At 66.3% G+C, this 18,217-nt stretch carries 23 protein-coding genes; 13 read left to right on the forward strand and 10 right to left on the reverse strand.

The features are described from left to right. Positions 1–54 precede the first annotated feature (54 nt). Positions 55–381: a YnfA family protein gene (locus tag JKF87_RS14590; RefSeq protein ID WP_201100616.1), complete on the forward strand. Its 327-nt coding sequence runs from the start codon at positions 55–57 to the stop codon at positions 379–381. Here the strand turns inward: JKF87_RS14590 and JKF87_RS14595 are convergent. Next, positions 378–1,271: a hypothetical protein gene (locus JKF87_RS14595; protein WP_201100617.1), complete on the reverse strand. Its 894-nt coding sequence runs from the start codon at positions 1,269–1,271 to the stop codon at positions 378–380. The genes JKF87_RS14590 and JKF87_RS14595 overlap by 4 nt on opposite strands. 376 nt (positions 1,272–1,647) lie before the next feature. Here JKF87_RS14595 and JKF87_RS14600 point away from each other — a divergent pair, with 376 nt between their 5' ends. Continuing rightward, positions 1,648–2,199 (forward strand): OmpA family protein, encoded by a 552-nt coding sequence (locus JKF87_RS14600; RefSeq protein ID WP_201100618.1) that lies wholly within the window; start codon positions 1,648–1,650, stop codon positions 2,197–2,199. A gap of 33 nt (positions 2,200–2,232) precedes the next feature. Here JKF87_RS14600 and cobB read toward each other — a convergent pair whose 3' ends face one another. Further along, on the reverse strand, positions 2,233–2,937 hold the full coding sequence (gene cobB, locus JKF87_RS14605; RefSeq protein ID WP_201100619.1) for a Sir2 family NAD+-dependent deacetylase: 705 nt from the start codon (positions 2,935–2,937) through the stop codon (positions 2,233–2,235). Positions 2,938–3,006: 69 nt separating this feature from the next. Here cobB and JKF87_RS14610 point away from each other — a divergent pair, with 69 nt between their 5' ends. Beyond that, complete coding sequence (locus JKF87_RS14610) at positions 3,007–4,461, forward strand: amidohydrolase family protein (protein WP_201100620.1); 1,455 nt, start codon at positions 3,007–3,009, stop codon at positions 4,459–4,461. A gap of 4 nt (positions 4,462–4,465) precedes the next feature. Here the strand turns inward: JKF87_RS14610 and JKF87_RS14615 are convergent, their stop codons facing one another. Next, positions 4,466–5,347: a LysR family transcriptional regulator gene (locus JKF87_RS14615; RefSeq protein WP_201100621.1), complete on the reverse strand. Its 882-nt coding sequence runs from the start codon at positions 5,345–5,347 to the stop codon at positions 4,466–4,468. A 157-nt stretch (positions 5,348–5,504) separates the two neighbouring features. Here JKF87_RS14615 and JKF87_RS14620 point away from each other — a divergent pair, with 157 nt between their 5' ends. From JKF87_RS14620 to JKF87_RS14645, 6 genes are all read left to right on the forward strand, one after another. Further along, positions 5,505–6,611 carry an S-(hydroxymethyl)glutathione dehydrogenase/class III alcohol dehydrogenase gene (locus JKF87_RS14620; protein ID WP_201100622.1) on the forward strand — a complete coding sequence of 369 codons (1,107 nt, stop codon included), beginning with the start codon at positions 5,505–5,507 and terminating at the stop codon, positions 6,609–6,611. Between the two features lie 105 nt (positions 6,612–6,716). Beyond that, positions 6,717–7,100, forward strand: a complete 384-nt coding sequence (locus JKF87_RS14625) for a VOC family protein (RefSeq protein WP_201100623.1) — start codon at positions 6,717–6,719, stop codon at positions 7,098–7,100. Next, a complete protein-coding gene (gene fghA, locus JKF87_RS14630) occupies positions 7,100–7,933 on the forward strand; it encodes an S-formylglutathione hydrolase (protein ID WP_201100624.1) in 834 nt (277 codons plus the stop codon). The genes JKF87_RS14625 and fghA overlap by 1 nt, the downstream gene beginning before the upstream one ends. Positions 7,934–7,940: 7 nt before the next feature. Continuing rightward, complete coding sequence (locus JKF87_RS14635) at positions 7,941–8,903, forward strand: DUF4350 domain-containing protein (protein WP_201100625.1); 963 nt, start codon at positions 7,941–7,943, stop codon at positions 8,901–8,903. 15 nt (positions 8,904–8,918) lie between these two features. Then, entirely contained in the window at positions 8,919–9,143 is a 225-nt protein-coding gene (locus JKF87_RS14640) for a hypothetical protein (protein ID WP_201100626.1), read from the forward strand. A 108-nt stretch (positions 9,144–9,251) separates the two neighbouring features. After that, the gene (locus JKF87_RS14645; RefSeq protein ID WP_201100627.1) at positions 9,252–9,863 is read left to right on the forward strand and encodes a superoxide dismutase; all 612 of its coding nucleotides are present in this window, start codon (positions 9,252–9,254) and stop codon (positions 9,861–9,863) included. A 61-nt stretch (positions 9,864–9,924) separates the two neighbouring features. Here JKF87_RS14645 and JKF87_RS14650 read toward each other — a convergent pair whose 3' ends face one another. Next, on the reverse strand, positions 9,925–10,158 hold the full coding sequence (locus JKF87_RS14650) for a hypothetical protein (protein ID WP_201100628.1): 234 nt from the start codon (positions 10,156–10,158) through the stop codon (positions 9,925–9,927). 282 nt (positions 10,159–10,440) lie between these two features. Here JKF87_RS14650 and rpsD point away from each other — a divergent pair, with 282 nt between their 5' ends. The 4 genes from rpsD to JKF87_RS14670 all read left to right on the forward strand — a co-directional run bounded on the left by rpsD (position 10,441) and on the right by JKF87_RS14670 (position 14,779). After that, positions 10,441–11,058, forward strand: coding sequence for a 30S ribosomal protein S4 (rpsD, locus tag JKF87_RS14655; RefSeq protein WP_201100629.1), 618 nt, complete (start codon positions 10,441–10,443; stop codon positions 11,056–11,058). A 193-nt stretch (positions 11,059–11,251) separates the two neighbouring features. Continuing rightward, positions 11,252–11,635 carry a hypothetical protein gene (locus JKF87_RS14660; RefSeq protein WP_244999474.1) on the forward strand — a complete coding sequence of 128 codons (384 nt, stop codon included), beginning with the start codon at positions 11,252–11,254 and terminating at the stop codon, positions 11,633–11,635. Positions 11,636–11,871: 236 nt separating this feature from the next. Continuing rightward, complete coding sequence (locus JKF87_RS14665; protein WP_236261407.1) at positions 11,872–14,154, forward strand: bifunctional diguanylate cyclase/phosphodiesterase; 2,283 nt, start codon at positions 11,872–11,874, stop codon at positions 14,152–14,154. Positions 14,155–14,383: 229 nt separating this feature from the next. After that, complete coding sequence (locus JKF87_RS14670; protein WP_236261408.1) at positions 14,384–14,779, forward strand: hypothetical protein; 396 nt, start codon at positions 14,384–14,386, stop codon at positions 14,777–14,779. On the opposite strand, the gene JKF87_RS14675 is transcribed toward JKF87_RS14670, so the two are convergent. The 6 genes from JKF87_RS14675 to radC all read right to left on the reverse strand — a co-directional run bounded on the left by JKF87_RS14675 (position 14,763) and on the right by radC (position 18,115). Further along, complete coding sequence (locus JKF87_RS14675) at positions 14,763–15,200, reverse strand: acyl-CoA thioesterase (RefSeq protein ID WP_201100631.1); 438 nt, start codon at positions 15,198–15,200, stop codon at positions 14,763–14,765. The two genes, JKF87_RS14670 and JKF87_RS14675, sit on opposite strands and share 17 nt — an antisense overlap. Next, the gene (gene grxD / locus JKF87_RS14680) at positions 15,200–15,553 is read right to left on the reverse strand and encodes a Grx4 family monothiol glutaredoxin (RefSeq protein ID WP_201100632.1); all 354 of its coding nucleotides are present in this window, start codon (positions 15,551–15,553) and stop codon (positions 15,200–15,202) included. The genes JKF87_RS14675 and grxD overlap by 1 nt, the downstream gene beginning before the upstream one ends. A gap of 102 nt (positions 15,554–15,655) precedes the next feature. Then, positions 15,656–16,558 (reverse strand): aldo-keto reductase family protein, encoded by a 903-nt coding sequence (locus tag JKF87_RS14685; RefSeq protein WP_201100633.1) that lies wholly within the window; start codon positions 16,556–16,558, stop codon positions 15,656–15,658. Between the two features lie 3 nt (positions 16,559–16,561). Continuing rightward, positions 16,562–16,810, reverse strand: coding sequence for a BolA family protein (locus tag JKF87_RS14690; RefSeq protein WP_201100634.1), 249 nt, complete (start codon positions 16,808–16,810; stop codon positions 16,562–16,564). Between the two features lie 58 nt (positions 16,811–16,868). Then, positions 16,869–17,393 (reverse strand): GNAT family N-acetyltransferase, encoded by a 525-nt coding sequence (locus JKF87_RS14695; protein WP_201100635.1) that lies wholly within the window; start codon positions 17,391–17,393, stop codon positions 16,869–16,871. Continuing rightward, a complete protein-coding gene (gene radC, locus JKF87_RS14700) occupies positions 17,390–18,115 on the reverse strand; it encodes a RadC family protein (RefSeq protein ID WP_201100636.1) in 726 nt (241 codons plus the stop codon). Before radC ends, JKF87_RS14695 begins: the two co-directional genes overlap by 4 nt. Between the last annotated feature and the right edge of the window lie 102 nt (positions 18,116–18,217).

Genomic DNA, 18,217 nt, shown 5'->3' on the forward strand with positions numbered 1-18,217 from the left:
CCGGGGCTTTGCGCAGCAAAGAACCCGGAGCCCAGGACCGCATAGGGAGCCTCTATGAAACTGCTTTGGATCTATCCCCTTGCCGCCCTGGCCGAGATCGGCGGCTGTTTCGCCTTTTGGGCGTGGCTGAAGCTGGATCGTTCGCCGCTGTGGCTGGCGCCGGGCGTCATTTGCCTGATCGCCTTCGCCTGGCTGCTGACGCTGGTTCCGACCGACACGGCGGGTCGGGCGTTCGCGGCCTATGGCGGGGTCTATATCTGCGCGTCCCTGATCTGGATGGCGGTGGTGGAGAAGACGACCCCCGACCGCTGGGACGTTCTGGGCGGTCTGGTCTGCCTGATCGGGGCGGGGATCATCCTGTTCGGCCCGCGCGCCGCCTAACCCGCGCCCAGCAGGTCCGACCAGCGCCAGCTGCTCTTGCCCAGCGCCAGACGGGCGCTGCCGGGGCCGTCTTCGATCGACAGCACAGCCAGGCCATGCATCGCCTGGGTCTTGCACTCGGGCGGTGAGAAGGCGACCTCAAGCGCGATGGCCTGGCGCACGCCGGCCAGCCCCTTGCCCGACTGACCCTGGCTTTGCAGCCAGTCGCCGTCCCAGACCAGGATGGCGCGGCCGGAGGCGTTCATCGCACGGCCCGCCTCGCTGACGGCGGTGCGGACCGAGGGGGTGCGTCGCAGACGGTCCTGAACCCGCCGCACCATGTCGCAGCGCCCGCCGCTGGCGCCCGCGCCGCCGCCGCTTCCGGCGCCTGCGCCCGAACCGCCGCCGCCCGGCCCGTCGCCATCGCCGCCGCCTGCCCCCGGCCCTGCCGTCATGGCGCCGGCCAGCTGCGCCGCGCCCAGCAAGGGAAGCGGCGGTCCCGGCGGCGCGGGCGAGGCGGGCAGGGGCTCCACATCGGGCGGGGGCTGGGCGACCACGCGTCGGGGACGCGAGGCGCGGGGTGCGGGCGGCAACGGCTTGGGCGCTGTGGCGGGCGGGGCGGACTTGGGGCCGGGGGGCGGCGACGACGCCTGCGGCTTGGGCGCGGGAACGGGCGCGGGGTCTGGCGCAGGAGCAGGCGGGGGAGGCGGAGGAGGCGGCTGCGTCAGGGTGACCATGACGGCGGGCGTCTCATCAATCCGGGTGACCGGCGCCTCGGGTCTGGCCCACATCAGCGCCATCAGAACTGCCCCGTGCGCGACCAGCACCGGGGCGACGGCGGCGGGCCAGCGGGCGGGCCGCCGTGCAGGGCGGCGACGGTCGGGGCGGCGACGGTCCGGGCGGGCGCTCAATCGCCTGACCGTGATGGAATGTGAACTCTCTGTCGCATGGGCATCAGCAACAAACGCCTGTAAAAACTCTACACGCCTGTTGAAAACATTTCGGCGCGTCAGGAACGTGGCGCTGGCGAAATACAACCTATCGCTGAGACTGATCGACGTTCTGTAGAGCGGTCCGTCAATCGGCCTTCAGCCTTCTGGCGGGCCAACGTTTTCACTCGACCTATGGTTCCGATGAATTGGAATAATCATGCCCATTTGCGTGATTTTCTACGGCTAAGCTGACATTTTCTGGCCAAATACGCGCCATTACTCTGCCGTTTCCCCTACGGCAGGTTCATCTGGCGCATGATCTGGACGTGGCGCACCAGCAAAAAGGAGACATGACTTGAGCAGATCGAAACTCAGGACTGCGGTCGTCGGCGGCGCGCTTCTCGCCCTCGGCCTTGCGGCCAGCGGCTGCGCCAGCCACCGTTTCGTGCGTGATCAGTTAGAGGTGGTGGACACCCGCGTGACCGGCGTGGAAGGCACGGCGGGACAGGCGCTGCAACGCGCCAACGACGCCCATAAGCTGGCCGAGGGCAAGTTCCTCTACCAGGTGGTGCTGTCTGATGATTCCGTGAAGTTCCCGACCGACGCTTCGGCCCTGTCGCCGGAAGCGGAGCAGCGTCTGGCCGAATTCGCCCAGCGTCTGACCAGCGAGAACCGCAACGTCTATCTGGAGATCCAGGGCTATACGGACTCCACCGGCACGCCCCAGCACAATGACCAGCTGGGCGAGCAGCGCGCCGAGGCCGTGCGTCGGTTCCTGAACCGTCAGGGCGTCGCGCTGAACCGGATGTCGACCATCTCGTACGGACAGGAACAGCCGGTGGCCTCGAACGATACGCCCCAGGGCCGTTCGCAGAACCGCCGCGTGACCATCGTCGTCCTCGCGTGATTTCAGCGGCGGCCGTCTGCGGGCGGCCGCCGTCTATTTCAGGCTGTTGAAGAAGCTCGGGACCGTTTCGGTCGCCGGGCCGTAGACGCCTTCGTCGAACAGGTCGGCCCCCTGCGTCGGCTCCAGATTGATCTCCACCGTCCGCGCCCCGGCATGGCGCGCCGCCTGCACGAAGCCCGCCGCCGGATAGACCGCGCCGGACGTGCCGATGGAGACGAACAGGTCGCAGGCCGCCAGCGCCGCCTCGATCCGGTCCATGTGCAGCGGCATTTCCCCGAACCAGACGATGTGGGGCCGCATCCGGCCGTGCGGGTGATCAAGCGACGGTTCGTCCGCCGCCATGTCGCCCGGCCAGTCGCTGACCAGACCCGAACGGCTGCAGCGCGCTTTCAGCAGTTCGCCATGCATGTGGATCAGCTCGAACCCCGGCGCGGGGGGCGACGTCTCGTGGGCGCGGTCGTGCAGGTCGTCGACATTCTGGGTCACCAGCATGAAGTCCCCCTCCCACCGCGCCGCCAGATCGGCCAGGGCGTAGTGGGCGGCGTTGGGCTGGACCTCGGCCAGTTGGCGACGGCGCTGGTTGTAGAAGTCCTGAACCAGGGCCGGGTCGGCGGCATAGCCTTCCGGCGTCGCCACATCCTCGACCCGATGCCCGCACCACAGCCCGTCCGAGGCCCGGAAGGTCGGCACCCCCGATTCCGCCGATATGCCCGCGCCGGTCAGAATGACGATGTTCATGCAAGGGTCCCGGTTGATGACGAGCAGGCTTTATCTTGGCGCGGTCGGCGGCCAATTCTATAGCCAATCATGCGCCAGATTCTGACCTTCATGTCCGCCCTCGCCGCAAGCGCCGTTCTGGCGGGCGGCCTGTCGTCGTCTGCACTGGCAGCGCCTCAGGTCGCCGATCTGTTGATACGCTCGGCCAATGTCATTGATGTGAAGACCGGACAGGTCACGCCCGGCCAGACCGTCGTGGTGCGGGGTGATGACATCGTCGCCGTGACCGCCGACGCCGAGGCGGCCCAGACCTATGCCGCCACCCGCACCTATGACGCCGCCGGGCGCTATGTGATGCCCGGATTGTGGGACAACCACGTCCATTTCGGCGGCGCGGGTCTGGAGGACGAGAACGCCGACCTGTTCCCCCTCTATGTCGCCAATGGCGTGGTCGCGGTGCGCGACGCGGCGGGCGATCTGGCCCAGACGGTCTTGGACTGGCGCGCGACGCCGCCGCGCCCGATCGGTCCGCGCCTGTTCACCTCCGGCCCCAAGATCGAAGGCATCGCGCCCGTCTGGAAAGGCGTGATCGAGGTCGGCGACGAGGCTGATGTCGACGCCGCCCTGGACCGCCTGCAGGGACTCAAGGTCGATTTCGTCAAGATCACCGACAGCACCCTGAAGCCCGAACTGTTCCTCTATGCGGTGCGTCAGGCCAAGGCGCGCGGCATGAAGACCTCGGGCCATATCCCGATGGGGATCACGGTGCTGGAGGCGGCCGAGGCCGGTCTGTCGACCATCGAACACCTCAGCTATCTGATGAAGGCGGGATCGCGCGACGAGGCGGCGATTTCGGCCGACTACCTGGCGGGGCGCTACACCTACGCCGAGGCCATGGCCCAGTATGCCGCGACCTTTGACCCCGACACGGCGCGCCGCGTCTATCGGCGTCTGGCCGAGTTGGGCGTCATGGCCTCGCCGACCCAGCATGGATCATCGACCCTGGCGTGGCTGGACCGCGACGACCACAGCCACGACCAAGAACTGGCCTATATCGGCCCGGGCATTCGCGGCACCTATGGCTGGCGGGTCGAACGGGCTGCGGCGGCGACGCCTGAGCAGGTCGAGGCGCGCCACCGGGTCGAGGCGACGACCTTGCGGACCCTGCCGCTGCTGCGCGAAGCCGGTGTGCGGGTGCTGGCGGGCACGGATGCGGGGTTCCTGAACGCCTTCAACTATCCGGGCTTCTCGCTGCATGACGAACTGGCCCTCTATGTCGCCAACGGCCTGACCCCGCGTGAGGCGCTGGAGGCGTCTGTGATCAATGGTCCGGCGCTGATGGGCGTCAGCGACCGCTATGGCGCAGTGGCGTCGGGCAGAGCGGCGGACCTAATAGTGCTGGACGCCAATCCCCTGACCGACATCGCGGCCACGCGCCGGATCAATGCCGTCGTGCGTGATGGCCGTCTGTTGGACCGGGCTGAACTGGACGGACTGCTGGCCGACATCCGGGCGCGGGTGCAGGCGCACGAGGCCGCGAAGTAAAGGGTCAGGCGGCCAGGGCCGACAGGCTGTCACGCAGATGGTCGACCATCAGCCGCACCTTGGGCGGCACGTGGCGGGGGTGCGGGTGAACGGCCCAGACGCCTTCGTCGGGCGGGCGGTGGTCGGGCAGGACGCGGATCAGGGCGCCGGTCGCCAGGGCCTCTGACACATAGAAGTCCGGCAACTGGCACAGGCCCAGACCCTGCAGGGCCGCGTCCAGCACGGCGGCGCCCGAGTTGCAGCGCCAGCGGCCCGTGGGGCGCAGGCTCACCTCTCGCCCGGCCTCGGTGAACCGCCAGTGTTCCGATGATCCGGTCAGCAGATCATGCGCGGGCAGTTCGGACAGGTCGCGCGGCGCGCCGCGACGGCCCAGATAATCGGGAGCGGCGCACAGGATCAGTCTGCGCGACGCCAGCCTGCGCGCTATCAGCCGCGAGTCCGTCAGATGGCCGAAACGGATCGCCAGATCATAGCCGTCGCCGACCAGATCCCGCAGCCGGTTGTCCAGGTCCAGTTCCATGGACAGTTCGGGGTGTGTGCGGGCGAAGGCGTTGACGGCGGGAGCCACGAAGCGTTCGCCGTAGGAGACGGAACAGGTCATCCGCAGCAGGCCGCGCGGGGCGCTGTCGTCGGGCTGGACGGCGGCCAAGGCCTCGTCGCGTTCGTCGATCAGACGGCGGCAGCGGGCCAGGAAATCACGGCCCGCATCGGTCAGTTCGACCCGGCGGGTGGTGCGGTTCAGAAGCCGTGTCTGCAGCCGGTCCTCCAGCCGGGCGATCTCACGGCTGACGGCCGAGGTCGACAGCCCCAAACGTTTCGCGGCGCCGGAGAAGCTGGCCTGCTCCGCCACGGCGGTGAATTCGTCGATCCCGTCCCAGCGGCTCATTGGGACGTTCGATCATTATTGTTGCCTTTCTGCAATAATGTTTTGCGTTTGTCGCCGTTTCGATGCCGCCTCATCGGGCGTAATAACGCACCCAATTCCCCTCAAGCAGCGCGCCGCCGCGCGGCGAGCGATAGGGGCCTCCGGAGGACCTAGAATTATGAAAACCCGCGCCGCCGTCGCGTTTGAAGCCAAACGCCCGCTCGAAATCGTCGAGGTCGATCTGGAGGGGCCGCGTGAGGGCGAGGTGTTGGTCGAGATCAAGGCCACCGGCATCTGCCACACCGACGCCTATACGCTGGATGGTCTGGACTCAGAGGGCATCTTCCCCTCGATCCTGGGCCACGAGGGCGCGGGCGTGGTGGTCGAGGTGGGGCCGGGCGTGACCTCGGTCGAGGTCGGGGATCACGTCATCCCGCTGTACACGCCGGAATGCCGCCAGTGTAAGTCGTGCCTGTCGCGCAAGACCAACCTGTGCACCTCGATCCGCTCGACCCAGGGCAAGGGCCTGATGCCGGACGGCACGTCGCGCTTTTCCTACAAGGGTCAGGCCATCGCCCACTACATGGGTTGCTCGACCTTCTCGAACTACACCGTCCTGCCCGAGATCGCCTTGGCCAAGATCCGCAAGGACGCGCCGTTCGACAAGGCCTGCTACGTCGGCTGCGGCGTGACGACGGGCGTGGGCGCGGTGGTCAATACGGCCAAGGTCGAGCCGGGCGCTAACGCCGTGGTCTTTGGTCTGGGCGGCATCGGCCTGAACGTCATCCAGGGGCTGAAGATGGTCGGCGCCGACATGATCATCGGCGTGGACATCAACGGCGACAAGGAGGAGTGGGGCCGTCGCTTCGGCATGACCCATTTCGTCAATCCCAAGGACACGCCTGACGTGGTGGCGCGTCTGGTCGAACTGACCGACGGCGGCGCGGACTACACCTTCGACTGCACCGGCAACACGATCGTCATGCGTCAGGCGCTGGAAGCCTGCCATCGCGGCTGGGGCGAAAGCGTCGTCATCGGCGTCGCCGAGGCCGGCAAGGAGATCGCCACCCGTCCGTTCCAGCTGGTCACGGGCCGCGTCTGGCGCGGCTCCGCCTTCGGCGGCGCGCGCGGCCGCACCGACACGCCCAAGATCGTCGACTGGTACATGGACGGCAAGATCGAGATCGACCCGATGATCACCCACACCTTCGGTCTGGAAGACATCAACAAGGCCTTCGACCTGATGCACGAGGGCAAGTCGATCCGTTCGGTGGTGGTCTTCTAGGTCTGAACCCGCCGCGGCCAATCGGTCAGTTGTGCATCGAAATGCTCTCTGACTAGATGACGCCGAGCCGCCGGATCAGAGCGGCGAAGGGAAAGAGACAAGACCATGTTCACACACGTCACCGTGGGGGCGAACGACGTCGCGGCGTCGCGTCAGTTCTATGATGCGGCGCTGGGCGCGCTGGGGGTTGCGGCCTCCGCCGGGCCGGACCCCAAGGGGCGGTACTGGTGGCGCACCCGTCTGGGCGCCTTCGCCGTCGGCGCGCCTATCGACGGCGAAGAGGCCTGCCACGCCAACGGCGGCACCATCGGCTTCTACGCCAAGGATGAGGCGGCGGTGGACGCCTTCCATGCGGCGGGCGTGGCCCATGGCGGAACCGCGATCGAGGACCCGCCCGGCCGTCGTCCCAATCCGTTCGGCGACATGTATCTGGCGTATCTGCGCGATCCGTCAGGCAACAAGATCTGCGCTGTTTACAGGTACGGCTGATGCAAACCACGAAGACCCACATCGTTCATGGCGGAACCCTTCGCTATCTGAAGCACGACAGCGAAACCACCGGCACGCCCATGACCCTGTCGGTCTTCGTTCCGTCCGGAGAGGGGCCGTTTCCGGTCCTGATCTGGTTGTCGGGCCTGACCTGCACGGAAGACAACTTCACCACCAAGGCCGGGGTCTACGGGGCCGCCGCCGAGCATGGCCTCATCATCGTGGCGCCCGACACCAGCCCGCGCGGAGAAGGCGTGGCGGACGATCCGGCCTATGACCTGGGGCAGGGGGCGGGCTTCTATGTCGATGCGACGCAAGAGCCGTGGGCGTCGCATTTCCGCATGGAATCCTACGTCACGGGCGAGCTGATCCGCCTGATCGACGACCATTTCCCGACCACCGGCGTGCGCTCGATCTCGGGCCATTCGATGGGCGGGCATGGCGCCTTGACGTTGGCGCTGAAACACCCCGACCTGTTCCGCTCGGTCTCGGCCTTTGCGCCCATCGTGTCGCCGTCCGTCGCGCCATGGGGCAAGAAGGCCTTCACCGCCTATCTGGGCGACGACCGCGCTGTCTGGGACCGGCATGACGCCACCAAGCTGATCGCGGCGGGCGCTGCTAAAGGCGTCTATGACGACATCCTGATCGACCAGGGCGACGCCGACAGCTTCCTGGCTGACCAGCTGAAGCCCGAACTGCTGGAGGCCGCCGCCGACGCCGTGGGCCAGAAGGTCACCCTCCGCATGCAGCCCGGCTACGACCACTCCTATTTCTTTATGGCCAGCTTCATCGCCGACCACGTCGCCTTCCATGCAAAGCGTCTGAAGGGCTGACATTCGGATGACGCGTCGCCTTGGTTGGATGGTTCTCACGGTCATGCTGGCGGCTGGATCGGCCTTGGCGCAGGAGCAGGTCGGCGATCTCGACTGGCGGCCCAATCTGGCGTCGCGGGCGTACGCAGCCGACGGGCCTCTGGTCCGTGTCGATCAGGGGCATGGCAGCGAGCAGACGATAGACGGGCGGTACGCCGCCTTCGCCGCCCTGATGCGGACGGACGGATATCGCATCGAGGCGAGCCGGGGTCGCTTCGATGCGCCTAACGCGCTTAATGGCGTGGCGGTGTTGGTCATCGCCAATCCGGCGCGACCTGCGGACGCGTCGCGCGCCTCGGCTTTTGACGACGCGGAAATCGAAGCGATCAGCCGTTGGGTGGAGCTAGGCGGGTCATTGCTTCTAGCCGCCGATCACGCGCCCCATGGCGCAGCCGCTGAAGCTCTGGCCGCCAGGTTCGGGGTATTGATGGGCACGGGCTATGCTTTTCAGCCCCTAGGCGATGACGCCACGGCCAATCTGGTGTTTCCGCGCCAAGCGCTTGCGGATCATCCGATCATCGAAGGGCGTGACGACAGTGAGCGCGTGAATGTGGTCAGGAGCTTCACCGGGCAATCACTGGCTGGGCCGAAGGACGCCACCGTGCTGCTGGCGATGAGCGTGGATGCGCGGGAGGCTCCGGATCTTGAAGCCATGCAGACCATAAGGCGTCGCCTGCGCGCCGGTGAAGATCAGTCGGTCGTCCTCGCGGAGCTGTCGAGGCCCGCATTGCCTGCACAAGGTCTTGCGTTCCGTTTCGGCGAGGGCCGGGTCGTCGTACTTGGAGAGGCCGGGATGCTTACGGCGCAGATCGTGCGTTTTCCCGACCAACCGGATCGCCAACCCGTTCGCATGGGACTGAATACGTCAGGGCACGACGACCAGCAGTTCGCGCTGAACCTGATGCATTGGCTGTCGCGACTTCTCCCCTGATGATAGAGGGGCGGCATGACTGCTCTTGATGCTTACGAACCGATGTTTTCCGCCCTCTGCCGCGAGGTGGGCCTCTGCCTGCACGAGAAGGGCCAGAAGCGGGTGGTCGAGGCCCTGCCCAAGGGCCTGGACGCCGCCGTGCGCGCCGTCTTCGCCGCCGAAGGGGTGGACGAACCCAATGCGCCGGGCGACCTGAAGCGGGCCGTGCGCGATTGCCTGAAGTCGAACTTGCCAGCTTGACCGTTCTCGCGGATTAAGCGGGGAACAAATCCGGGCGCAGGCGCTTGGGTTTGAGGAACGGGCGCCTATGTGCACCCCATCGAACTCTGTTGGAAAAAGGAACCTCCCATGGCCTTCACCCTGCCCCCGCTGCCCTATGCCTATGACGCGCTGGAGCCGGCCATCGACAAGGAGACGATGACCTTCCACCACGACAAGCATCACCAGACCTATGTCGACAACCTGAACAAGGCCGTCGACGCCGACGCCAGCCTGCAGGGCAAGTCGCTGGAAGAACTGTTCGCCAACATCTCCAAGGCGCCCAAGGCCGTCCGCAACAACGGCGGCGGCCACTGGAACCACAGCCTGTTCTGGGAGCTGCTGGCCCCGGCCGACAAGGCGGGCGAGCCCTCGGCTGAACTGGCCGCCAAGATCGACGCCGAACTGGGCGGTCTGGACAAGTTCAAGGCCGATTTCGACGCCGCCGGCGCCGGTCAGTTCGGCTCGGGCTGGGCCTGGCTGATCCTTCAGGACGGCAAGCTGAAGGTCACCTCGACCCCGAACCAGGACAACCCGCTGATGGACGTCGCCGAAGAGAAGGGCGCCGTCCTTCTGGCCGCCGACGTGTGGGAGCACGCCTATTATCTGAAGTACCAGAACCGCCGCGTCGACTACCTCAAGGCCTTCTGGTCGGTGGTGAACTGGAACAAGGTCAACGAACTGTACGAAGCCGCCAAGTAAGGCCCGTCGTCAGAACGACCAAGACGCCCGCCGGATTATCCGGCGGGCGTTTTCTTTGGGGTCAGATGTCGAAGTCGGGGGCTTCGTTCAGCCTGTGGCGCAGGCGTTCGACGTGATGCTGGCGCAGGGCGCGGCGCTGGCGCAGCAGTTCGTGAATGCCGTCGGCCAGGGACAGCAGTTGCTGGTCGTTCAGCGGTTCGACCAGATCGACCAACTGGGTCCGCAGGTGATCGAAGCCGACGTGGCTAAGGCCGACGTGGGGGCTGAGGTGAAAATTGTCTCCGTTCGGTCGCATCAGATACTCCGGCTGGGTGCATCGTCAGTCCAGCGCCGCAAGACCAGGGCGCTCGGTCTGTAAGGCGCAGCTTGCGCCTGCGGTTCCCCCAAAATCGTGCTTAACGCCCGCTGGGGCTGGCCGCAGCTTGACTCTGGAGGCGGGGCTGGCCATAAGCGCCGCCTTCCACGCCTCCCGCTTCGCCGAGGGGCGGGGTTGATGACGGAAGATGCGTGGACCGCCGTTGAGATCGCATTCCCAATCCAGGGGATGCCGGGCCGCATCGAGTGAAAAGAGAATAGAATGTCCAAGCGCCACAGCGCCAAGTACAAAATCGACCGCGCCATGGGCGAGAACCTGTGGGGCCGCGCCAAGTCGCCGGTCAACAAGCGTTCTTACGGCCCCGGTCAGCACGGTCAGCGTCGCAAGTCCAAGGTTTCGGACTTCGGTCTGCAACTGAAGGCCAAGCAGAAGCTGAAGGGCTACTACGGCAACATCACCGAGAAGCAATTCGCCAAGACCTACGAGGAAGCCACCCGTCGCAAGGGCAACACCTCGGAGAACCTGATCGGCCTGCTGGAATCGCGTCTGGACGCCGTCGTTTATCGCGCCAAGTTCGTCCCGACCGTCTGGGCCGCCCGCCAGTTCGTCAGCCACGGCCACGTGCTGGTCAACGGCAAGAAGGTCGACATCGGTTCGTACCGCGTGAAGCCGGAAGACGTCGTCTCCGTGAAGGAAAAGTCGCGCAACATGGCTCTGGTGCTGGAAGCCCAGCAGTCGTCGGAACGTGACGTGCCGGACTACCTGGAGCTGTCGGACCGTTCGTTCGCCGTTCGCTACGTCCGCGTTCCGGAACTGTCGGACGTGCCGTACCCGGTGAAGATGGAGCCGAACCTGGTCGTCGAATACTACGCTTCGTAATCCACGAAGCGTTCGAAGATCTAAAAAGACAACGGCTTGCACATCGCGATGTGCGCCCGCCGTTCATGAGTTTGAGTTTGGAGAAGGCCCCGGATTCGTTCGGGGCCTTTTCTGTTATTTCCTGCTGTTCCCTTATCAGGCGAACAGGCGCATTCTGAGGGTGTTCAGGCAGATGGGAATGGGAGGCCGCCAGGTGAAGCGCGCCGTCATCGGACGTATGGCCTTGGCCGCCGTGACTGCGGCCAGCCTGTCAGGATGCGCCAGCCTCACGGCTCAGCCCACGGTGTCGACGGCGGGAATGCCGGGCGAACTGGAAGCCATCCACGCCGCCGCCTTCACCCGTGACCAAGCGGTGTTCTGGGTCAGTTCCAACGGCTGCACCTCCAAGTCCGACCTGATCCCCATCGTCAGCATCCAGGGCGGAAACGCCGTCATCACCCTGCGCCGGATCGACGAGGACAAGTGCCACCAGAAGCTGGCCGAGGGGGTGCAGGTGAAGTGGTCGTTCGAGGAGCTGGGCCTGCAGCCCGGTTCGCCGGTCAGCGTCAACAATCCCTATCAACTGCCCCAGACCTGACGCTTTAAAACTTGGCGTTCGACGGGCGCGCTCTGGATTTAAGGGTCTGTTAGGCCTGTTCAGTGGGTGATTCATAAGGTCCCATCATTAAAGAGCGAGGCTATTCTTCGAATTTGCCTGGTTCTCTGATGCGTTTCTTCTCCTGCCTGGTTGAAGATCATAACCTCTGGTTGGTCTTTATCGCGGCTATTCTCTGTCTTCTTGGATCTCTAGTTGCAACGCGACTATTCCAGAAGTTGCGTTTCGCCGAAAAGGGCGGGCGTCTGGCCTGGGCCTTCATGGGAGCCATCGCCACCGGAGCGACCATCTGGTGCACCCATTTCGTGGCCATGATCGCCTATCAGCCGGGCGTGGACGTCACCTATGAACCCGGTCTGACCGGCGTGTCCCTGGGCATCGCCATCTGCGGAAGCGCCCTGGCCCTGTGGTTCGGGTCGCGCCAGATGCGGTTCGCGGCGCCCATTGGCGGCGTGCTGTTCGGCCTGGCGGTCACCCTGATGCACTATATCGGCATGAAGGCCTTTGCGGCCGAGGCCGTGATCCACTGGTCGCCCGAATATGTGGCGGCCTCGATCATCGGCGCGGTGGTCTTCGGCGGCCTGGCGTTCGAGGTTGCGCGCCGGGCGGGCCGCAGCGGGTCGACCCGGCCCGCCGCCCTGTTGATGGTGGGCGGGATCGTGACCCTGCACTTCACCGGCATGGCGGCCATGATCGTCATCCCCTTCGCCCCCAATGTCGGCGACATCACCGGACAGGAAGCCAATCTGGTCATGGCCTTCGCCGTGGCGGGTGTCGGTCTTCTGGTGCTGGGCACGGGCGTCTCCAGCCATGCTCTGGACCTGCAGTCGCGCGCCCAGGCCCGCCAGCGTCTGGCCCATCTGGTCGAGGGCAGCGTGGACGGCATGGTGGTGGAGCAGGGCGGGGTCATCCTGGCCGCCAACGCCGCCTTCGCCGATCTGGTCGGCGCCGACCATGAGGCGCTGATCGGCGGCGATCTGTCCAAATGGCTGCCGGAGCGCAACCAGCTGGGCGTGGGCGTCCTGACGCAGTCGGCGCTGCATCTGGACGAGGGGCGTCTGGTGCCGGTCGAGGTCGCCGTGCGTCGCGACGGCGGCGAAGCCAACACCGCGCCCCTGATGATCTACGCCGTGCGCGACCTGCGCGCGCGTCTGGCCCAGGAGCGCCGCATCGCCCACCTGGCGCGCAACGACAGCCTAACGGGATTGCCGAACCGCACCTCCTTCCTTGAACTGCTGACCAAACAGACCGCCGATGCAGGCGTGGCGCACAAGGTGGCCCTGCTGGCCATCGACCTGGACCGCTTCAAGGAGGTCAACGACATTCACGGCCACGCCGCCGGGGACCAGCTTCTGGTGCGCATCGGCGAGCGGATGAAGGCCTGCCTCAAGCCTGGCGAGTTCATCGCCCGTCTGGGCGGGGACGAGTTCGTCGCCGTCATGCAGATCACCCAGCGCGAGGACGCCCTGGGGCTGGCCGACCGACTGCGCGTGGCCATCACCGAGCCGGTCGATCTGGGCCATGCCGATGTGATGTGCGGCGCCAGCGTGGGCATCGCCATATGGCCCGATGATGCGACAGAGCCGTCGGCCCTGATCAATGACGCCGACCTGGCCATGTACCGGGCCAAGGCGTCGCTGACGACGGATGTCTGCTTCTACGAAGAAGAAATGGACAAGGCCGTGCGCGAGCGCCGCCGCCTGGTCCAGCAACTGCGCGAGGCGCTGGACCAGGATCAGTTCAGCCTGAACTGGCAGGTGCAGGCCTCGGCCGAAACGGGCGAGGTCACGGGCTACGAGGTGCTGCTGCGCTGGATCCAGCCGGACGGGACATTCGTGTCGCCGGCCGAGTTCATCCCGCTGGCCGAGGAAAGCGGCCTGATCCTGCCGATCGGGGAGTGGGTGCTGCGCAAGGCCTGCGCCGAGGCCGCCCTGTGGGAGGCGCCGTACAAGATCGCCGTCAACCTGTCGCCGATCCAGCTGGGCCACGTGGACCTGCCGCGTCTGGTGCATCAGATCCTGATGGAGACGGGGCTAGCGCCGCACCGTCTGGAGCTGGAGATCACCGAGACAGCCATGATCGCCGACCTGGACCGCACGACCCACATCCTGCGCCAGTTGAAGCTGCTGGGCGTCTCCATCGCCATGGACGACTTCGGCACCGGCTATTCATCGCTGTCGACGCTGCGGGCCTTCCCGTTCGACAAGATCAAGCTGGACCGCTCTTTCATGTCGGAGCTGGACGGCGGGCCTCAGTCGGCCGCCATCATCCGCGCCGTGCTGGCCCTGGGCGAAAGCCTGGACATTCCGGTGCTGGCCGAAGGGGTCGAGACGCTGGAGCAGCTCAGCTTCCTGCGTGATCAGGGCTGTGACGAGGTCCAGGGCTATCTGCTGGGACGGCCCAAGCCAGTCGCCGACAGCCAGCTTCAGGATGAGGCCCTGACCATGTGGAATGGCGAAAAGATCGTGTTCATCGCTGAGGCGGCGTCAGAGGCTGCCTGACGGTGCCGTCCGCCCCGGACCTGTCATTTTGTTCACCTGCCTTGCTGATTTTTCACGTGTGCGGCGCGCAAAGGCAGGTCAGTAAGGGGCAAGCTCTTTAGGGGATCACACCAATGCTTCGTCTCGCTCTCGCTCTCGCCATCGCCGCGCCGCTGCTGTCGGGCTGCATCATCATCTCGACCGAAAAGCCGACGACGCGCGTCGTGACGTCCTCCACCGAGGCCAAGTGATGCGCGGCCAAGTGATGCGCGGTTTGAAGGTTCTGGCGCTGGCGGGTCTGCTGGCGCCGGCCCTGTCGGCCTGCGTCATCTATGACAGCACGGCCAGCGACAATGTCCGGGTCAATGTCACGCGCAATGACGCTCCGGCCGCAGAAACCATTCGCGGCGCCCGGATTGATGATGGTGCCCTGGTCGTTCTGGTCTCGTCCAACGGCTGCACCACCCAGGCGGACTTCGAGGTTTCGGTCGCTGACAACCGTCAGGCCGAGGTCACAGTGCGCCGGATCAAGGAAGACATCTGCCGCTCGCTGGTCGCGGTTCCCGACGTGGAGCTGCGCTGGACCTATGCGGACCTGGGCATCGAGGCGGGCAGCCCGGTGCGGATCATCAATCCGCTGAAGTAGCCTCGAACACCGTCAGCATCGACGGCGGTATGCGCTGCGGCCTCAGGGTCGCAGCGTCCACCAGCACCCATTCGGTGACGCCCTGGGCGCAGACCTTGCCCTCGGCGTTCTCGATGCGGACATAGCGGTTGAAGCGCGGACCGTGCGGTTCGCCAACCCAGGTGCGGGCGACAACGCCCGTCGCGTTCGGCTCGATCCCGCGCAGATAGTCGATCTCATGCCGGGTCGCGACCCACGACCATTTCGCGCGGTCTTCCTCGGAAAACCGCGCGTTCCAGTGCGCCGTGCCGGCGTCCTGCAGCCAGCCGACATAGACCACGTTGTTCACATGGCCGTTGGCGTCGATATGCTCGGGCAGAACCTCAAGCGGCAGGACGAAGATCTCGCGGTCTTCGCGCGGGGTCAGGGTCGCGCGCGCCATCAGGCCTCGCCCAGAGCCACGCCCTTCTCGACCATCAGGGCCTGAAGCTCGCCAGCTTGGAACATCTCGCGCACGATGTCGGAGCCGCCGACGAACTCGCCCTTTACATAGAGCTGCGGAATGGTGGGCCAGTCGGTGAAGCTCTTGATGCCTTCGCGCAGGCTTTCGTCCTGCAGCACGTCCACGCCGACGAACGACGCGCCGACATGGTCCAGAATCTGAACCGCCAGGGAGGAGAAGCCACAGCGCGGCTGGTCCGGGGTGCCCTTCATGAACAGCACCACGTCGTGCTGGGCGACGGTGTCGGCGATGAAGGCGTGGACGGGGTCTGCGGCTTGAACGGTGTCGGTCACGGATATTGGCCTTTCGTGAAGCCCGTCAGCTAGGGAGGCGAAGGCTCCGGGTCAAGCGCTGCGCGGCGTCGCGTCGCGCGTCCTGACCCTAACGTGATGGGTTCAGGCGGCGTTGGGCTGGACCCCGGCCATCTCGATCTGGGCGGCCAGGCCCGGCGGCATGTCGCGTTCGGGCGTCTCGGCCAGGGTTTTCAGCCGGTCCTTGTCCTTGGCGCGGACGATGACGCTGGCGATCGACGGATCGATCAGGGCGTAGGTCAGGCTGATCGTCTCAGCCGTCCATTTCGGCGTGTTGTAGAGGAAATGATAGGGATCGGCGGTCCCCTTCACGCGCGGCTCCGCCCCTATGCCGAAGAAGCCGCGCTTGCGGGGCGGGGCCTTGGAGATGTCGCGATCCGGCGCGCGGCGGTCGCGGAAATAGTCATAGACGAAGATCGCCATGTCCTGTTCGCGCGCGGCGCGGACGCGGTTGCGGATCTTCCAGTCCGAATGGATGTTGTAGGGCGTCATCAGCACGTCGAAGGCGCCGGTCGAGACATAGGCGTCCATCACCTCGCCTTCGCCCGCCACGCCGAGCAGCTTGATGCGTCCGGTCGCGCGCAGGCCCTTCAACGCCGTCAGGGACGACTGCTGCAGCTCGTGCTCGCCCGGCTCCTGCAGCACGGCGACGTCGATCCAGCCCAGGCCCGAGAAATGCAGAACCTGGTCGATGGCGTCGGTCATGCCCTCGGCGGAGAAGTCGCGGGGCGCATTCCTGCCTTCGCCCGCGCCCAGGTTCAGGCTGACGCAGACCAGGTCGCGGTTGACGTGGGACAGGGCCTCGCCCAGCACCTCGGCGGTGACGGGGTCGGGCGCGTCCAGCCGGTAGGAGTTGATGCCCGCCTCCAGAGCCGAATAGAGCAGGTCCAGCGTAGCGCCGCGTCCCCCCGACAGGGTGTCCGTGCCGATGGAGAAGGTCAGGTTCGAAACTGCGGCGCCCGCTGCGCCGAACGGACGATAACGCATGGATCAGGTTCCCTGGGCCGTCTGTGGGGCGGAGGTCTCCAGCGCCAGGGCGTGCAGTTCGCCGCCCATCTGGCCCTTCAGGGCCGCATAGACCAGTTGGTGCTGCTTCACGCGCGACAGGCCCGCAAAGGCGCCGGAAACGATGCGCGCGCGATAGTGGTCGCCGTCTCCGGCCAGATCCTCGATGGTGATCTCTGCGTCAGGGAAGGCGTCGACCAGATGCTGGCGCAGGGTTTCGACGGGCATGGGCATGGGAAGGCACTCGTGAGACGTTCACCCTGCAACCTGCCTCATAAACCTTAATGGCTGACTACGCGGCTATGCTGGGCCGTTCGAACAGCCGCACCAGATGGTCGTTGTAGGTCGTCTCGGCATAGGGCCGATAGCCGACGCGGGCGGCCAGTTTCAGCGAGGGCAGGTTGTCGGGCGCGATCATGCAGACGGTGCGCGCGGCGCCCAGGGTCCGGTCGGCCCAGGCCAGGGCGGCGGTCAGGGCCTCTGCGGCGTAACCCCGGCCCTGATAGGCCGGATCGACGCCCCAGCCCAGTTCGGGCGCATCGAAGGCGGGCGTCATCTCGCGCCGGTAGTTCAGCACTCCCACGCTGCCCAGATAGGCGCCGCCGTGCTTCAATCGGATCGACCAGTTGCCGTGGCCCAGCGCGGTCCAGTGCCCCAGGTCGCGCAACAGGCGGAACCAGACCTCTTCATCCGACAGGGCGCGGCCCATGATGAACTGGGTGAAGTCCAGTTTCTTCCAAAGGGCGGCGATTTCGGTGAAGTCATCGACCCCGGCGGGGGTCAGGACCAGCCGTTCCGTGCTCAGCGTCGTCGTCACATCAGTCCCAGTTGCTTCAGGCTGGCCACGCCGTCGCGGCCGACGACCAGATGGTCATGCACCTCGACGTTAAGGGCGCGGCCCGCCAGCACAACCTGTTTCGTCATCTCGACATCGGCCCGGCTGGGCGTCGGGTCGCCGGACGGATGGTTGTGGACCAGGATCAGGGCGCTGGACGACAGCTCCAGCGCGCGGCGCACCACTTCGCGGGGATAGACGGGGGCGTGATCGACGGTGCCGCGGTTCTGCACCTCGTCCAGGATCAGCTGGTTCTTCTTGTCCAGATACAGCACCCGGAATTGCTCGCGCGGTTCGTGCTGAAGGGCGACCCGCACATAGGCCAGAAGCGCCGACCAGGACGAGATGACGGGGCGTTTGGCGGTCGGTTCGCGAGCGATCCGGCGCGTCACGTCGAAGATCAGCTGCAGGTCCAGCGCCACCGCCCGCGTCGCCTTGCCCGGCGCATAGCCCAGCGACCGCGCCACGCTGTCCTCGACCGCCTCATGACTGGCCGCGCCTATTCCCTCCAGCCCGCCGAACCGCGCCAGCAGGTCCTTGGCCAGCGGCTTGGTGTCCTTGTATGGCACGCTGCGAAACAGCAGCAGCTCCAGCAGTTCATAGTCGGGCAGGGCGCCTAGTCCCCCCTTGGCCGCCCGCTCGCGCAGCCGGTCGCGGTGGCCGCTGTGGCGCGGCGGGGTCTTGGCGGGAAGTTCGTCGGTCATGCGCCGGCAGGATCGGTCGATCCGGGGGCGGGCGCAAGCACGGCGTGTGCGGACGTCAACTCTTTCGCCGTCCCGCGGTCTCACTACGTTCGTCGGGGGAAG

Source organism: Brevundimonas nasdae (assembly GCF_016654005.1).
GTDB lineage: Bacteria > Pseudomonadota > Alphaproteobacteria > Caulobacterales > Caulobacteraceae > Brevundimonas > Brevundimonas nasdae.

What these genes read in the sequence shown, in the direction of transcription:
- JKF87_RS14590 (WP_201100616.1), top strand. Translation starts at nt 55, where the DNA reads ATGAAACTGCTTTGGATCTATCCCCTTGCCGCCCTGGCCGAGATCGGC.
- cobB (WP_201100619.1), bottom strand. Translation starts at nt 2,937, where the DNA reads ATGAACATCGTCATTCTGACCGGCGCGGGCATATCGGCGGAATCGGGG.
- JKF87_RS14610 (WP_201100620.1), top strand. Translation starts at nt 3,007, where the DNA reads ATGCGCCAGATTCTGACCTTCATGTCCGCCCTCGCCGCAAGCGCCGTT.
- JKF87_RS14615 (WP_201100621.1), bottom strand. Translation starts at nt 5,347, where the DNA reads ATGAGCCGCTGGGACGGGATCGACGAATTCACCGCCGTGGCGGAGCAG.
- JKF87_RS14620 (WP_201100622.1), top strand. Translation starts at nt 5,505, where the DNA reads ATGAAAACCCGCGCCGCCGTCGCGTTTGAAGCCAAACGCCCGCTCGAA.
- JKF87_RS14625 (WP_201100623.1), top strand. Translation starts at nt 6,717, where the DNA reads ATGTTCACACACGTCACCGTGGGGGCGAACGACGTCGCGGCGTCGCGT.
- fghA (WP_201100624.1), top strand. Translation starts at nt 7,100, where the DNA reads ATGCAAACCACGAAGACCCACATCGTTCATGGCGGAACCCTTCGCTAT.
- JKF87_RS14635 (WP_201100625.1), top strand. Translation starts at nt 7,941, where the DNA reads ATGACGCGTCGCCTTGGTTGGATGGTTCTCACGGTCATGCTGGCGGCT.
- JKF87_RS14640 (WP_201100626.1), top strand. Translation starts at nt 8,919, where the DNA reads ATGACTGCTCTTGATGCTTACGAACCGATGTTTTCCGCCCTCTGCCGC.
- JKF87_RS14645 (WP_201100627.1), top strand. Translation starts at nt 9,252, where the DNA reads ATGGCCTTCACCCTGCCCCCGCTGCCCTATGCCTATGACGCGCTGGAG.
- JKF87_RS14650 (WP_201100628.1), bottom strand. Translation starts at nt 10,158, where the DNA reads ATGCGACCGAACGGAGACAATTTTCACCTCAGCCCCCACGTCGGCCTT.
- rpsD (WP_201100629.1), top strand. Translation starts at nt 10,441, where the DNA reads ATGTCCAAGCGCCACAGCGCCAAGTACAAAATCGACCGCGCCATGGGC.
- JKF87_RS14670 (WP_236261408.1), top strand. Translation starts at nt 14,384, where the DNA reads ATGCGCGGCCAAGTGATGCGCGGTTTGAAGGTTCTGGCGCTGGCGGGT.
- JKF87_RS14675 (WP_201100631.1), bottom strand. Translation starts at nt 15,200, where the DNA reads ATGGCGCGCGCGACCCTGACCCCGCGCGAAGACCGCGAGATCTTCGTC.
- JKF87_RS14685 (WP_201100633.1), bottom strand. Translation starts at nt 16,558, where the DNA reads ATGCGTTATCGTCCGTTCGGCGCAGCGGGCGCCGCAGTTTCGAACCTG.
- JKF87_RS14690 (WP_201100634.1), bottom strand. Translation starts at nt 16,810, where the DNA reads ATGCCCATGCCCGTCGAAACCCTGCGCCAGCATCTGGTCGACGCCTTC.
- radC (WP_201100636.1), bottom strand. Translation starts at nt 18,115, where the DNA reads ATGACCGACGAACTTCCCGCCAAGACCCCGCCGCGCCACAGCGGCCAC.